The sequence below is a fragment of the Propionivibrio sp. genome (genome assembly GCF_017995515.1).
Lineage (GTDB): Bacteria > Pseudomonadota > Gammaproteobacteria > Burkholderiales > Rhodocyclaceae > Propionivibrio.
The window spans coordinates 1-15,828 of sequence record NZ_JAGOIT010000080.1; the positions used below are offsets into that span (position 1 = coordinate 1).

Here is a 15,828-nt window from a genome sequence, read left to right on the forward strand (position 1 = left end):
GACATCGTTTCGGTGCCGCCGGCGATCATCACGTCGGCCTCGCCGAGCCGGATACGCGCCGCGGCGTCGGCCACCGCCTGCACGCCGGAGGAGCAGAAGCGGTTGAGCGTGTAGCCCGGCACCGTATTCGGCAAGCCGGCGAGCAGCAGCGCGATACGGGCAACGTTCATGCCCTGCTCGGCTTCCGGCATCGCGCAGCCGACGATCACGTCGTCGACGAGTTTCGGATCGATGGCCGGCGCCTGCGCGAGGACCGACTTGATCGCGTGCGCGAGCATGTCGTCCGGCCGCACGTGACCGAACATTCCCTTGCGCTTGGCCACCGGCAAACGGGTTGCGGCGACGATATAGGCGTCCTGTATCTGTTTCATGGTGTGCTCTCCGCTCAAAGTCTGTGAAAAAACTCAAACCCCACCGCAGAGGCACAGAGGCGCAGAGGAAACGCAGAGGAAAAACACCGTTTCCAAAGGTTTTCTCTGCGAAAACTCTGTGTCTCTGTGACTCTGTGGTAGGTTTTTCTGCATTTGTTCACAACCTCTCAGTTCCGCAAGGGCTTGCCGTTTTCGAGGGTGTAGATGATGCGCTGCTGCGTCTTCTCGTTCTTGAGGAGATCGATGAAGAGCTTGCGCTCGACCGTCAGCAGCCAGTCCTCGTCGACCAGCGAACCGGTCTCGACGTCGCCGCCGCACAGGGCAATCGCCGCGTACCTGGCGACGAGGTAGTCGTGCGCGGAGATCATGCCGCCCTCCTTCATGTTGGCGAGCATCATTTCGCAGTTGGCGATGCCGGTGCGTCCTGCCACCTTGATGTTGCGCGGCGACAGCTTCGGGTAATAACCGGCTTCGGCCAGCGCGCGCGCCTCGCGCAGCCCGACGTAGAGCAGTTCGTGCGCGTTGAAGACGATCTTGTCGGTGTCGAGCACGTAGCCGAGCTCGCGCGCGTGGGCGCCGCTCTTCGACACGTTGGCCATGGCGATGTTGGTGAACACCGGCTGGATGAACTCGAACGGATCGTTGCCGCCGGTCTTCATCGCGCTCTGCCAGGCGCGGATGGCGAACTCCTTGCAGCCGCCGCCGGCCGGGATCAGCCCGACGCCGGCCTCGACGAGTCCGATGTAGCTCTCCAGCGCAACGACGCGCTTGGTTGCGTGCATCACGAACTCGCAGCCGCCACCCAACGCCAACCCTTGCGCGGCGACCACCACCGGCACCTTGGCATACTTGAGGCACATCGACGCGTTCTGGAACTCCGCGATGTAGCCTTCGAGCAGGTCGAACTGGCCTTCCTTGATCGCCGCCGTCACTTCCTTGAGGTTGGCACCGAACGCGAACGGCGCTTCGTGCCAGAAGACGACGCCCTTGAACTCGGCTTCAGCACGCCGGATGGCCTCCTGCACGCCGATGATCACATCGCGGCCAAGCGTGTGGTTCTTCGACTTGACGCTGAGGATGGCGATTTCGCTGTCGAGCTGCGGCAAGGTCCATAACCGCACGCCCTCGTTCTCCCACGCGGTGACGCCTTCGACCGCCTTCTCGCCGAGCACACGCTCGGGAAAGATCTGCCGTTGATAAACCGGCAACGACGAGCGCGGCCGAAACGCGTTTGCGCTCGCCGAATACGAGCCTTCGGCCGAATGCACGCCGTCATGCGAGGACACCCAGGCCGGCAGCGGCGCCGAACTCATCGCCTTGCCGGCAGCGATGTCCGTCTGCACCGCATCGGCAATCGCCTTCCAGCCAGCCGCCTGCCACGTCTCGAACGGCCCCTGCGCCCAGCCAAAGCCCCAGCGCATGGCGAAGTCGATGTCGCGCGCGTTGTCGGCAATGTCGGCCAGATGCACGGCGATGTAATGAAAGATGTCGCGGAAGATCGCCCACATGAACTGCGCCTGCGGGTGCGAACTCGCCCGCAGCTGCGCGAACTTCTCGGCCGGATTGCGGTGCTTGAGGATTTCCATGACCTCGGGCGCAACCTCCGCCGCCGAGTCGCGGTAATCCTGCAACGCCAGATCGAGCACCTTGATCGCCTTGGCATCTTTCTTGAAGATGCCGCAGCGGGTTTTCTGCCCCAATGCGCCCTGCGCGATCAGCGCCGACAGCCAGGCCGGCGCGGCGTAGTAGCGGTGCCACGGATCGTCGGGCAAAGTGTCCTGCATCGTCTTGATGACGTGCGCCATCGTATCCAGGCCGACGACATCGGCCGTACGGTAAGTCGCACTCTTCGGACGCCCGATGATCGGGCCGGTCAACGCATCGACGACGTCGAAACCCAACCCGAACTGCTGCGTGTGGTGCATGACGGCAAGAATCGAGAAGACGCCGACGCGGTTGGCGACGAAGTTCGGCGTATCGAGCGCACGCACGATGCCCTTGCCGAGGCGCGAGACGAGCCAGGATTCGAGCTGGTCGAGCAAGGCCGGCGCCGTCGACTGGGTCGCGATGAGTTCGACCAGATGCATGTAGCGCGGCGGGTTGAAGAAGTGGATGCCGCAGAACTGTGCACGCAGGTTGTCAGGCAGCGCTTCCGACAGGCGATTGATCGACAGGCCGGAGGTGTTCGAAGCGATGATCGCCGTTGGCGAGATGCACGGCGCGATCTTGCGGTAGAGGTCGTCCTTCCACTCCACCTTCTCGGCGATCGCCTCGATGATCAGGTCGCAGCCTTTCAGCAATTCGAGGTCTTGGCCGTAATTCGCCGCATCGATGTAGGTCACGCGATCTGCCGTCGCCAGCGGTGACGGCTCGAGCTTCTTCAGCCCGTCGAGCGCTTTCTTCACGATGCCGCTCGGATCGCCCTCCTTCGCCGGCAAGTCGAACAGCACCACCGGCACTTCGGCATTCGCGAGATGCGCCGCAATCTGCGCCCCCATCACGCCCGCCCCTAAAACCGCCGCTTTACGTACGATAAAGTTGCTCAAGATGACCTCCTGAAGAAGAGAGTTTGTTTCGGAGGGGAGACGGAACGGAAAGTTCCAGGAAAATCAAACGAACGTTTGAAGTATAGGAAGGACGTATCGGACATCAAGACGAAAAAACGCCCCGACGTGCGGGGCGTTTTGGGGTGAAACGGGATACTGATCGGTCAGAAGGACATCGAGTACTGGGCGCCGAGGACCCAGATGTTGCCTTCGTAATCTCCGATCACGACACCGCGACCATCGGCGCTCTGATCATTGTGAATCTCGTTGTCCTTGACGTGAATATAAGTCGCCCCTAGATCGAGTTTCGAGGTTTTGCTTGGCGCCCACTGCGCACCAAACGACAGCCAAATCCGATCATTGTCTGGCATGGCAGTTAGGCGTGACGTTGCTTTCTTAACCGGTGTCTGATCGTACGCGATACCAAACTTCAACTTCCAAGCATCATTAACGGCATAGTTCGCACCGAGCGCCACGCGCCAAGCGTCACGAAAATCTGTTTCCAGCGTTTGAGCCTTCGCCGTTGCAGAACTTGTGGAACGAATCCCCGACGTACGCATGATGTCAACTTTAGGTATCGAACTCCACCCGGTCCAAGAGACGTCGCCCAACATCTCCCACTTGTCACTTAGCTTTTGATCCACGCTCAAAATAAACGTTTCGGGCATCGTCAGGCTTGCCTTCAGGTCAGACGCGTAGCCATGGCCCGCTGAACTCATAACCGCAGCCGTTGCCGTTCCGAGGCCGGTGCCGTCATCTGCCAACGTTACGTCACCTGTGGTGTGATATTTGATCTGCGAACGATAGGACACACCCACTTTCGTCGACGGCGAAAGTGTAAATAAAGCGCCTGCGTTCCAGCCCCACGCGTCATCGTCAAGTTTCATCGTCGAAACAACATGTGACAGACGTGCGTCCGGCCCCCCAAGCGCAGCAGGCGTTGCAACGCCCGCAATACGAACGTATTCAGCCTCAACCTTTTGCCAATTCAGCCCAGCCCCCAGAGAGACCTTGTCGTTTACACGATAAGCAATTGAAGGATTGATGTTGATCGTTTTGATGTCAAATTTGATAGATTGCGCCGCGCCAAGCCAGCGGTCGTCGTACTCTGTCTTTAGTCCAAAGGGAGCCCCAACTCCCAAACCGACGTAGAGATCTTTGGTCAGAGCCCATGAAACATATCCATTAGGAACAGCGGCCCACCCACCAGCCTCGCCGCCATCTCCAGCCCCTCCCAAATAAGCAACGCTAGAACCCTTGTCCTTGAACTTGAAGCTCGGCCCGATCGCCGCCAAACCGCCAGAAACCTCGCGATCCTGCAATTGCGTCATGCCGGCCGGGTTGAAGTAGATCGTGCTGGCATTTTCCGCGACAGCGGCAGAGCCGGCATACGCATTACCGAGGCCGCTCAGATTCTGTTCGAGCAGTTGAAAACCCGACGCGCTGGCCGAGCCGGAGAAGGCCACGAGCAGCAGGGCCGGAATCAGTTTCATGGTGGTACGTTGCGTCATACACCCTCCTTGGTTTTTTCACTGCACGCGGTTTGGATAGCTGCGAATTGCAAACTAGAGTAATTGTTCTAAAACCTCAACCAGAAAACTCCCCTTTTATTCAATACTTGGGAGTTCCCGCTTTTCTCCGTGTTGGTTTATTGCAACGTATGTCAGTGTCGCATCCGTCACCTTGACCGTGATCGGGTGCATCGGGTTCCGCTCGGCGTAGACCTCGACGCGTACCTTGATCGACGTGCGGCCGATGCCGGCCACTTCGGCGTAGAAGCTGACGATGTCGCCGACCGAAACAGGCTGCTTGAAGACGAACGAATCGACCGACACCGTGACGACGCGACCGCGCGCCCGGTGCATGGCGGCGATGGCGCCGGCGACGTCGACCTGCGACATGATCCAGCCGCCGAAAACGTCGCCATTGGCGTTGAGGTCAGCCGGCCTCGGCATGACGCGCAGCGTGGGTTGTTTGTCCGGGAGTTGGGCCAGGTGTTCGGTCATGCGTCGCTTTCTTTCTGCGGTTATCGCGGTTTATTTCTGAGGTAGTTGAGCGGACCACCGGTGAAGGGCGCGAAGCCGGTGCCGAAAATCACGCCGGCATCCGCCAGGTCGGCATCGGCAACAATCCCGTCATCGACGAGCTGCCGGGTCTTTTTGAGCAGCGGCGCGAGCAAACGTTCCGCCAGACCTTCGGGAACGGTCCCGACCGGGCCCTTCGCTGCCTTGCCACTCGTGTGCTCGTAGAAGCCCTTGCCTGTTTTCTTGCCGAGGTAGCCTTCGTCGAACCGTTCGACCAGGCAGCGCGGCGGAGTCGCATCTTCCCCTGCCAGACCTTTTCCGGCCGCCATCGCGACGTCGAGGCCGACCATATCCACGAGTTCGATCGGCCCCATCGGCATGCCGAAGGCCAGCATGGCTTCGTCGACCGTTTCTGGCGTAATGCCTTCATCAACCGCGCGCATGGCTTCGAGCATGTACGGACCGAGCACCGCATTGACGAGAAAGCCCGTTGCGCTCTTGACCGGCAGCGGCAGCCGGTCGATCTGCTTGACGAAGGCCGCAGCGCGTTTGGCCATCTCGGGATCGCCCCCTTCCGCCGACACCACTTCAACCAGAGGCATCTTCGAAACCGGGTTGAAGAAGTGAATGCCGACGAGGCGCGACGGGTTCGCGAGCACCGTATTCAGGTCTTCGAGCTTGAGGCTGGAAGTATTGGTCGCCAGTACGGCGTCCGGCTTCATCACGGCTTCGAGTTCCTTGAGCAGCCCATGCTTCGCTTCCAGATTCTCGAAGATCGCCTCGATCACCACGTCGGCCTGCGCCGCGCCGCGCCCCTCGGGGTCGGGGATCAGGCGATCCATCACATCGCGCAGCTGCAGCTTGTCGCGGATGCGCTTGCCCCACGCCGCGTAGGCGCGCTTCAGCGCCGGCGCGATGCGCTCCATGCTCTGGTCCTGCAGCGTCACGGTCAGGCCGCGCAGCGCGCACCAGGCGGCAATGTCGCCGCCCATGACGCCGGCACCGACGACATGCACGCGTTTCGCAGCGAAGGCGGTCTCCTTGCCGAAGCCCTTCAGGCGCTCCTGCAGGAAGAACACGCGCACGAGATTGCGCGCCGTGTCCGAGCCGACGATGCGCTCGATGAGTTGCGGCGCTTCCAGCGCGTTGCCGCCGTACTTCGCCCAGATATCGATGATCGCGTACGGCGCCGGATAGTGCTCCGGCCGCGCCTTCTGCGCGACCTGCTTGCGCGCACCGCTGGCGACGATGCCCTTGAGCGGCCCGTTGAGCAGGCGCGGCAACAACGGCAGCTTCCGCCGCGGCGGCGTGGCGAGCACCATCGTTTTCGCCGCGCTCTCCATCACGCGCGGCGGCACGCACTCGTCGGCGAGGCCCATGCGCTTGGCGCGCCTGGCGTCGATCGTCTTGCCGGTCAACATCATGTCCAATGCTGCCTGCGGCCCGACACGCTGCGGCAAGCGCAACATCCCGCCCCAGCCGGGGAAGATACCGAGCATGACTTCCGGCAGACCCATCTTCGTCCCCGGTTCGTCGACGGCGAGCAGGTAACGGCAAGCCAGCGCCAGTTCGAGACCGCCGCCGAGGCAATGGCCGCGCACAATGGCGAGCGTCGGGTAGCGTGCCGCGGCGAGCCGGTTGAAGAGGTCCCAACCGCGCGAAATCAACTCCAGCCCCTTGGCCGGCGTGTCGAGCTGCGTGAATTCCTGGATGTCGGCGCCGGCGATGAAGCCAGCGGTCTTGCCAGAGCGGAAGATCAGCGCCTTCGGCGGCGCACTCTCGAATTGCGCGAGGATCTTCGCCAGTTCGTCCATCACGGCGACCGACAACGAATTGGTCGTCTCGCCGAGCTTGTCGAGCGTCGCCCAGGCGATCCCGTCGGCGTCGGTTTCGAGTCGCCAGTGCTGCCAGACCGCCACGTTAATGATGTCCATAACGTTCATTCTTAACCCCCTCAATTCACCCTGACGATCTTGGCAGGAGCGACTCCGGGCGGTGGAGTGTTCCACGATTTTTTCCGGATTCCACGCCCTTCGCGCAGAAAATCTGCGCTCCTACAACCCTACCGCACGTGTTCCTGCCTCATCTTTCGACCAGCATTGCTCCGCCAAGCCCGCCGCCGATACAGATCGACGCGATACCGCGCTTGGCTTGGCGTTCGCGCAGGACGTGCAGCGTGTGCAGGACGATGCGCGCGCCCGATGCGCCGACCGGGTGGCCGAGCGCCACGGCACCGCCATCGACATTCAACCGATCTTCATCGAGCTTGCCGAGCGCGCCCGACAGCCCGAGCTGTTCGCGGCAGTAGTCGTCGGATTCCCACGCAGCGAGGCAACCGAGCACCTGCGCGGCGAAGGCTTCGTTGATCTCCCAGGCGTCGATGTCGTTCAGCCCCAGGCCGTGCCGTTGCAGGATCGGCGTCGCGGCATGCACCGGGCCGAGGCCCATCTGCGCCGGATCGAGCCCCGCCCACTGGCTGTCGCTGATCTTGCCGAGCGGTTCCAGCCCCCATTGATCGACCGCCTCTTGCGAAGCGAGGATCAGCCACGCCGCGCCGTCGGTGATCTGCGAGCTGTTGCCCGGCGTGACGCGCCCGTATTTCTTGTCGAAGAAGGGTTTCAGCTTGGCGAGACCAGCCATGCTCGAGTCCGCGCGCACACCGTCGTCCTCGGCATAAACGTTGCCCTTGGCGTCGACCAGCGGGACGATCTCACCGTAATGTCCGGCCGCCTGCCCGGCGATCACGCGCTGATGGCTGCGCACCGAAAACTCGTCCATCTGCTCGCGCGTGATGCCGAACTTCCAGGCCAGGTTCTCGGCCGTCTGTCCCATCAGCAGGCCGACCATCGGATCAGTCAGCCCCTTCATGATGCCGATCACCGGCGAGAGCAGCGCGGCGGGCTTGAGTTTGGCGAAGTGTGCGACCTTCTGCCCGAGTGAGCGCGCCTGCATCATGCCGGCGAACCACAGCACCATCGCCTTGTTATAGAGCAAGGGCGCGTGCGACAGCGCGTCGGTGCCGCCGGCCATGATCAGATGGCCGCGCCCGGCTTGGATGTTGGCGATCGCCGAGTCGATCGCCTGCATGCCGGAAGCGCAGTTGCGCATCACCGTCCACGCCTGCACCTTGTTGCCGCAGCCCATGCGCAAGGCGGCGACGCGCCCGATATTCACTTCGTCCGGCGACGGACTCGCACAGCCCAGAATCACCTCATCGAGATCGGTCGGCGCAAACGGCTGGCGCACGAGCAATGCGCGACCGGCCTGCACGGCCAGATCGCTCGCCGCGAACGGCCCCGGGCCGTTGCGCGCCTTGAGAAATGGCGTCCTTGCGCCATCGACGATATAGACGGGTTGAAATGTCATGACATCCCCTGCATCCACAGAAAAGTTCGGAACCGCGACAAACGAACCCCGGAGACACGGCATGGCGCCTCCGGGGTCAGTGAACCAAGCCTACGCAGCCGCCTTCTGTTCTACCGGCCGGCCCTGGTGAAACCCGAAATGATCGAACGGGAAATCATCAACGCCGATCACGATGTCGCGCAGATGATTCCGCCGCTTGAGCAGTGCGTATTCCTCAGTCGTGATGACGCCGAGCGAGAACGCCGCCTGGGCGATGTCGCGCACGTTCGCGTCGGGATTGCCGGCGAACTTGCCATCCTTTTCCGCCGCGCGGATCCTGGCTTCGACCGGCTCGGCGTCGATCGTCGCCTGCAACGCGAGTTCGATCGCGCCGACCGACTCGGCCTCGGTCATCGGCACGTAGGTTTCGGCGGTCAGCCGGTCGCGCGCGGCCGACGGCGCGATGAGGAGCTTGGCGACCTGATGGCCGACCTTGTCCGACGGGACATCGTACGGATGGCCGAGCGGGAAGATGGTGCGGAACAGGAAGCGGCCGATGAAGCGGTTCGGGAAGTTGGCGATGACGCCATCGAAGGCCATCTGCGCCTTGTACATCGAGTCCCAGATCGCCCAGTGCATGAGCGGCGCATCGTCCTTTTGCCGCCCTTCCGACTCGTAGCGCTTGAGCGTCGCCGAGCACAGGTACATCAACGAGAGGATGTCGCCCAAGCGCGCCGACAGCTTCTCGCGCCGCTTGAGCTCGCCGCCCATGACCAGCATCGAGATGTCGGAGAGGAAGGCGAAGGCCGACGAGAAGCGCGTCAGCTGCTGGTAGTAGCGGCGGGTTTCCGGCGCGACGTTGTCCGGCACCTTGACGAAGTTCGAGCCGCTGATGCCGATCCAGAAAGCGCGGAAGCAGTGCCGGATGGTAAAGAGGATGTGGCCGAACAAGGCCCTGTCGAAGTCAACCAGTCCCTGATTGCCGTCCGGGTTGTGCGCCGCCTGCATTTCCTTGAGCACATACGGATGGCAGCGGATCGCGCCCTGGCCGAAGAGGATCAGGCTGCGCGTCAGGATGTTCGCGCCTTCGACGGTGATGCCGACCGGGATCTGCTGATAGGCGCGGCCAAGGAAGTTCGACGGCCCAAGGCAGATACCCTTGCCGCCGATGATGTCCATGCCGTCGTTCACCACCTGGCGGCCGCGCTCGGTGACGTGGTACTTGGCGATTGCCGAGGTCACCGACGGCTTGGCGCCGAGATCGACGGCGCCGGCAGTCATCGTGCGCACGGCGTTCATCATGTAGGTGTTGGCGCCGATGCGGGTGAGCGCCTCCTCGACACCCTCGAAACGGCCGACCGCCATCTTGAACTGGCTGCGCACGCGTGCATACGCCCCCACCGCGCGCGCCGTCATCTGCGCCATGCCCGTATTCGACGACGGCAGCGAGATCGAGCGACCGGCGGCCAGGCACTCCATCAACATGCGCCAGCCCTTGCCGGCCATCTTGGCGCCGCCGATGATGTAATCGAGCGGCATGAAGACGTCCTTGCCGCGCGACGGCCCGTTCATGAACATCGCGTTCAACGGGAAGTGGCGACGGCCGAAATTCGCTCCCGGCGTGTCGCGCGGCACCAGCGCGCAGGTGATGCCGATATCTTTCTTGTCGCCGAGCAGGCCGTCCGGGTCGTACAGACGGAAGGCGAGACCGAGCACGGTGCAGATCGGCGCCAGCGTCGCGTAGCGCTTGTCCCACGTGACGCGCATGCCGAGCACTTCCTTGCCGTTCCACATGCCCTTGCAGACGGTGCCGTAGTCGGGGATCGACGCGGCGTCGGAGCCGGCCCACGGGCTGGTCAGCGCAAATGCGGGAATCTCCAGCCCCTTGGCGAGACGCGGCAGGTAGTAGTTCTTCTGCTCTTCGGTGCCGTAGTGCATCAGCAATTCGGCCGGCCCGAGCGAATTCGGCACCATGATCGAGACGGCAAGCGCCGAGCTGCGCGTCGACAGCTTGGTGACGATCTGCGAGTGCGCGTAGGCCGAGAAGCCGAGGCCACCGTACGACTTCGGGATGATCATGCCGAGGAAGCCCTTGTCCTTGATGTAGCTCCAGGCTTCGCCCGAAAGATCGTGCGTCTCGGTCGTCACCTTCCAGTCATCGACCAGCGCACAGGCCTTCTCGACCTCGTTGTCCATGAAGGACTGCTCTTCCGCGGTGAGCTTGGGCACCGGGTACGCGAGCAGCTTGTCCCAGTCCGGCTTGCCCTGGAACAGATCGCCCTCCCACCAGACGGTGCCGGCTTCGAGCGCGTCGCGCTCGGTGTCGGACATCTGCGGCAGGATGCTCTTGTAGGTCTTGAAAATGGCGCGCGACAGCACCGCCCGGCGCAGCGGCGGCAGCGCGAGGACCAGCACGGCCCCTGCGACCAGCACTGCAACGACCAACCACAGAATCTGCAGGATCATTGTTCAACCTCCTTGAATGCGTTTTCACACTCCGGGCCGTCTCGACGAGCGGCTCCTGTTATTTTTTAGCCGACTGAATCGGAAGGATGCGGCAGCGGCGCCCGCAAGCCACCCAAAAGAAACGGCATCAGCCGTTCGGAAAGACGTTTGGCCTCACTTTTGGCATCCACCTCCTGGCCGGAGATGTCGCTGATCTCGTGGCCGGTGATCACCTTGAGGATGTCGGTTCCGGCGATGGCGTAAGAGACGGCGCCGAGCATGAAATGCAGGCGCCAGACGATCTCGGCCTTCGGCACGTCGGGTAATGCACGGAACAGCGCCAGCTTGTAGCGGTCGATCACGTCGGCGTATTCGCTCGCAAAAAAGGCGCGGATGAACTCCGAGGGATCCGTCAGCGTGCGCCCGAGCAACCGCAGGAAGGTCATCCCGCCATGCGCGTCGTCCTCGCCGATGCGCAGCAGCGTGCCGAAGAAGGCTTCGAGGATCTGCGACGGCTTGAGCGGCGCGCCGTTGGCCTGCTCTTCCAGCGCGTCGAGCACGGCCAGGCGTTCGCTGTTCAGCCAATCCAGGCGACGGCGAAACACTTCGCGCAGCAAGCCTTCCTTCGAGCCGAAGTGATAGTTGATCGCCGCAAGATTCACTTCCGCCTTGCTGGTAATCATCCGCATCGACGTCCCCTCGTAGCCGTACGCCATGAATTCGTGCTCGGCGACGTCGAGGATGCGTTCGCTGGTATCGGGATTCTGTGTGTTTTCCTGCATGGCTCGAATGGATCAAGTTGGCGACTTGGCGATGGCGTTGGTGCGCGGTCAGACATAGCCGCAAGAAAATGGTTCAAACGTTCGTTTAACACGAATTTTTACGGCGGTCTGATACGCTCACAACCACTGGGATTTGTCGTAGATACTGCGGTCGGAATCAACCGCCGCATCGCGCAGAAAATCTGCGCTCCTACAGGCGTTGCCGCGCCATGTAGGAGCCCGGTTTTACTGGGCGATTGGCGGTGGTTGCTCGCAGAAACGCCGTCATCGCGCAGCAAGCTGCGCCCCGCAGGAAGTACCCTTGGGGTGCGCTCCTACATTCCCCTTTCTCGTCGGATGAGCTTTTGTTAACCGGAACAAATCAGCGTTCGACATACACTACAGACCACCATGCGCCGACCGCCCGCCCGCTCCTACGACTCTCCCCTTGCAACGCATCCGGCCGGCCGGCGCATCGATGGCTGGCAGACGCTCCGCCAGCTCGCGCCCTACCTGCTGCAATACCGCTGGCGGGTGGCGCTGGCGCTGTCCTGCCTGATCGCCGCCAAGTGCGCAAACGTCGCCGTGCCGGTCGTTTTCAAGTCGCTGATCGACGGCATCACGCCCGCCGCGTTGCCGATCGCCCTGCCCGTCGGCCTCTTGCTGCTCTACGGCGTGCTGCGCGTCTCGAACTCGCTGTTTACCGAGTTGCGCGAAGTCGTCTTCGCGCGCGTCACGCAGCGCGCAGTGCGCAAGGTCGCGCTGGAGGTCTTCCGCCACCTTCACGACCTCTCGCTCCGCTTCCACCTCGAACGGCAAACCGGCGGCGTCGCGCGCGACATCGACCGCGGCACGCGCGCGATCACCAGCCTGATCAGCTACACGCTGTACTCGATCCTGCCGACGCTCGTCGAGCTCTCGCTCGTACTCAGCGTTCTTGTCGTCAACTACGACCCCGGCTTCGTGCTCATCACGCTGGCGTCGATTTCTGCCTACATCGTGTTCACCGTCACCGTCAGCAACCGCCGCATCGCGATCCGCCGCGCCGCCAACGAAGCCGACTCGGTCGCCAACACGCAGGCGATCGACAGTCTGATCAATTACGAGACGGTCAAGTACTTCAATAACGAGGACTTCGAGGCCGCACGCTACGACCGCAACATGCAGAAGTGGGAGGATGCGACGACGCGCAGCCAGTACTCGCTCTCGGCGCTGAACCTCGGCCAGCAGGCGATCATCGCCGCCGGCGTCACGGCGATGATGTGGCGCGCGGTGGCCGGCGTGCTCGCCGGTACGCTGACCATCGGCGATCTCGTGCTGGTCAACGCCCTCCTGATCCAGCTCTACATGCCGCTCAACTTCCTCGGCGTCGTCTATCGCGAAATCCGACAATCGCTGACCGACATCGAGCGCATGTTCGACCTGCTGAACACGGCGCGCGAAGTCGTCGATGCGCCCGGCGCGCAGCCCTTGCCGCACGGCGAGGTCGAGATCAGTTTCGACGCCGTCGATTTCGCCTACGACGCGAACCGGCAGATCCTGTTCGACGTCAGCTTCACGATTCCCAGGGGCCGGACGGTCGCCGTCGTCGGCAAGTCCGGCTCGGGCAAGTCGACGCTCGCCCGGCTGCTCTACCGCTTCTACGACGTCTCCGGCGGCGCCATCCGCATCAACGGCCACGACATCAGCAGTTTCACGCAAGCCAGCGTGCGCGCGGCGATCGGCATCGTCCCGCAGGACACCGTGCTCTTCAACGAGAGCATCTTCTACAACATCCAGTACGGCAAACCCGACGCCACGCGCGACGAAGTGCTCGCCGCCGCACGCGCCGCGCAGCTCTCGCGCTTCGTCGAATGCCTGCCCGCCGGCTTCGACACCGTCGTCGGCGAGCGCGGGCTCAAGCTCTCGGGCGGCGAGAAGCAGCGCGTCGCCATCGCGCGCGCCCTGCTCAAGAACCCGGCGCTGCTCATCTTCGACGAAGCCACGTCGGCGCTCGACTCGAAGACCGAGAACGCGATCAAGGCGAGCATCGAGTCGGCGACGCGCGGCCGCACGACGCTCGTCATCGCGCACCGCCTGTCGACGATCATGTACGCCGACGACATCCTCGTCATGGACGCCGGCCGCGTCGTCGAGCACGGCACGCACCCGCAACTCCTCCGGCAAAATGGCCGCTACGCGCAGATGTGGGCCTTGCAGCAGCGGGATGGTGACGAAGAAGCGAGTCCGCGCATGGCCGAGAGCCTCGCCTGAGACGCAATTTCCGGCGGCTTTAACCCACATCAATGTCGGAGTAAATCAGTCGACTAAACTGTGCCCATCAACGTACGGGACTCACGGAATGTCGACTTCCACAAACGCCGCCAACGATCCTTGCACTCAAGGACTGCCGTTCTACGACGCCACCGGCAACGAGATCGGGATCTTCGAACACGCCTGGAAGAACCGCCTGCCGCTACTGATCAAGGGGCCGACCGGCTGCGGCAAGACGCGCTTTGTTTCATATATGGCGGCGAAACTCGGCCTGCCGCTCTACACCGTCGCCTGCCACGACGACCTGACCGCCGCGGACCTCGTCGGCCGCCACCTGATCGGCGACGGCGCGACCTACTGGTCGGACGGACCGCTCACCCGTGCCGTGCGCGAGGGCGGCATCTGCTATCTCGACGAAGTCGTCGAGGCGCGCAAGGACACCACCGTCGTCCTGCACCCGCTCGCTGACGACCGCCGCGTGCTGCCGATCGACCGCACCGGCGAGCTGATCGAGGCGCCGGCGTCGTTCATGCTCATCGTCTCGTACAACCCCGGCTACCAGAACCTGATGAAGGGACTGAAACCCTCGACGCGCCAGCGCTTCGTCTCGCTGCGCTTCGATTTCCCGTCGGCCGCGCGCGAGGAGGCGATCCTGATCGGCGAAACCGGCATCGACACCGACACCGCCAAGCGCCTCGTCGCCATCGGCAATTCGCTGCGCGCGCTCAAGGACCGCGATCTGGAAGAAGTCGCCTCGACGCGCCTCCTGGTCTACGCCGCGACGCTGATCAAGGCCGGCCTGGCGCCGGTCGAAGCCTGCCGGGTCACGCTCGTCGAGAGCCTGACCGACGACATCGAGACGACCGAAGCGCTGCTCGAGATCGTCAACGCCACGTTCGGACACTGACGGGTTCCACATGTCGCAAGCCGTCATCCAACGCAGCCGCCTGTTCGCGCAGATGGGCTTCTTCATCCTGTTTGCCGTAACGCCGGTGTTCGATCTGCTGCGTTACGACCTCGTCGAAGGTCACGCCTGGTTCCTCACCTACGAGTGGCACGTCGGCATCGACGACTTCATCGCCGGCAAGCTCTCGGCGCTGGCGGTCGCCGGCAACATCCTCCTCTACCTGTTCCTGCCGCTATTCGGTGTACTCGCGCTGCTCATCGGCGTCGCCTGGAAATGGGGACGCCTCTACTGCGGCTGGCTGTGCCCGCACTTCTCGGTCGTCGAGACGATCAACCGCCTGATGCTGAGCGCCACCGGCAAGCACTCGCTCTGGGACCGGCACAAAGTCGCGCCGTGGGAGCCCGACGGCACGCCGGCCGTGCGCGACGCGCGCTACTGGCTGCTCGTCGTCCCGGTCACCGTCGCCTTTGCCTTCGCCTGGGCGGTCGTCTTCCTCACCTACCTGATGCCGCCCTTCCATGTTTATTCCGGGCTGTTCGCCGGAACCCTGCACAAGTACGAAGTGATCTTCCTCAGCGCCGCGACCATCGTCCTCAGTCTCGAATTCCTCTTCGCCCGTCACCTCTTCTGCCGCTACGCCTGCGCCGTCGGCATCTTCCAGAGCATCGCCTGGATGGGCAACAAGAAGGCGATGGTCGTCGGCTTCGACCGCGAACGCATCAGTGACTGTGCCGACTGCGTCGGCGGCAAGACCAGCGCCTGCGACGCCGTCTGCCCGATGCGCCTCAAGCCGCGCAACGTCAAACGCTGGATGTTCGCCTGCACGCAATGCGGCCAGTGCCTCTCGGCCTGCGAGACGAGCAACCGCGACAAACCGCAAGGCGCCCTGCTGCACTGGGTACAGGGAGAAGCGGCGCGGCAAAACGAAGCGGGGTTCAACGCGGTGACGCTGAAACGGCTGCAACGCACAGAAGAGGAGAGCCAACGTAGGGTGCAATAACCGAAGGGCATTGCACCGAGCGGCGGTGATGCGGGGATTCGGTGCAATGCGCTGCGCTTATTGCACCCTACGCCTACGCCGCTGCAACGCACCAATGAGGAGGCCCAACGTAGGGTGCAATAAGCAACGCGCATTGCACCGTCGGGCCGGATCGGTGCAACGCACCAATGAGGAGG

General features: G+C 63.2%; 11 protein-coding genes. 3 read left to right on the forward strand and 8 right to left on the reverse strand.

The features are described from left to right. The 8 genes from KBA32_RS12750 to KBA32_RS12785 form a co-directional block, all read right to left on the reverse strand. A partial coding sequence (locus KBA32_RS12750) for a beta-ketoacyl synthase N-terminal-like domain-containing protein (protein ID WP_294359483.1) occupies positions 1 to 371 on the reverse strand: 371 nt, incomplete at its 3' end. Between the two features lie 167 nt (positions 372 to 538). Then, on the reverse strand, positions 539 to 2,917 hold the full coding sequence (locus tag KBA32_RS12755) for a 3-hydroxyacyl-CoA dehydrogenase/enoyl-CoA hydratase family protein (RefSeq protein ID WP_294359485.1): 2,379 nt from the start codon (positions 2,915 to 2,917) through the stop codon (positions 539 to 541). 164 nt (positions 2,918 to 3,081) lie between these two features. After that, positions 3,082 to 4,428, reverse strand: coding sequence for an OmpP1/FadL family transporter (locus tag KBA32_RS12760; RefSeq protein WP_294359487.1), 1,347 nt, complete (start codon positions 4,426 to 4,428; stop codon positions 3,082 to 3,084). Between the two features lie 96 nt (positions 4,429 to 4,524). Next, entirely contained in the window at positions 4,525 to 4,923 is a 399-nt protein-coding gene (locus KBA32_RS12765) for an acyl-CoA thioesterase (protein ID WP_294359489.1), read from the reverse strand. Positions 4,924 to 4,943: 20 nt separating this feature from the next. Continuing rightward, positions 4,944 to 6,875: a 3-hydroxyacyl-CoA dehydrogenase NAD-binding domain-containing protein gene (locus KBA32_RS12770; RefSeq protein ID WP_294359491.1), complete on the reverse strand. Its 1,932-nt coding sequence runs from the start codon at positions 6,873 to 6,875 to the stop codon at positions 4,944 to 4,946. Between the two features lie 148 nt (positions 6,876 to 7,023). Then, positions 7,024 to 8,307 (reverse strand): acetyl-CoA C-acetyltransferase, encoded by a 1,284-nt coding sequence (locus KBA32_RS12775; protein ID WP_294359493.1) that lies wholly within the window; start codon positions 8,305 to 8,307, stop codon positions 7,024 to 7,026. Between the two features lie 90 nt (positions 8,308 to 8,397). After that, the gene (locus KBA32_RS12780; protein WP_294359495.1) at positions 8,398 to 10,752 is read right to left on the reverse strand and encodes an acyl-CoA dehydrogenase; all 2,355 of its coding nucleotides are present in this window, start codon (positions 10,750 to 10,752) and stop codon (positions 8,398 to 8,400) included. A gap of 65 nt (positions 10,753 to 10,817) precedes the next feature. Beyond that, positions 10,818 to 11,513, reverse strand: coding sequence for a TetR/AcrR family transcriptional regulator (locus KBA32_RS12785; RefSeq protein ID WP_294359497.1), 696 nt, complete (start codon positions 11,511 to 11,513; stop codon positions 10,818 to 10,820). Between the two features lie 390 nt (positions 11,514 to 11,903). Here KBA32_RS12785 and KBA32_RS12790 point away from each other — a divergent pair, with 390 nt between their 5' ends. The 3 genes from KBA32_RS12790 (at position 11,904) to KBA32_RS12800 (ending at position 15,652) form a co-directional block, all read left to right on the forward strand. Further along, positions 11,904 to 13,745, forward strand: a complete 1,842-nt coding sequence (locus KBA32_RS12790) for an ABC transporter ATP-binding protein/permease (RefSeq protein WP_294359499.1) — start codon at positions 11,904 to 11,906, stop codon at positions 13,743 to 13,745. An 88-nt stretch (positions 13,746 to 13,833) separates the two neighbouring features. After that, positions 13,834 to 14,652: a CbbQ/NirQ/NorQ/GpvN family protein gene (locus tag KBA32_RS12795; RefSeq protein WP_294359501.1), complete on the forward strand. Its 819-nt coding sequence runs from the start codon at positions 13,834 to 13,836 to the stop codon at positions 14,650 to 14,652. Positions 14,653 to 14,662: 10 nt separating this feature from the next. Further along, positions 14,663 to 15,652, forward strand: a complete 990-nt coding sequence (locus KBA32_RS12800; protein WP_294359503.1) for a 4Fe-4S binding protein — start codon at positions 14,663 to 14,665, stop codon at positions 15,650 to 15,652. Positions 15,653 to 15,828 lie beyond the last annotated feature (176 nt).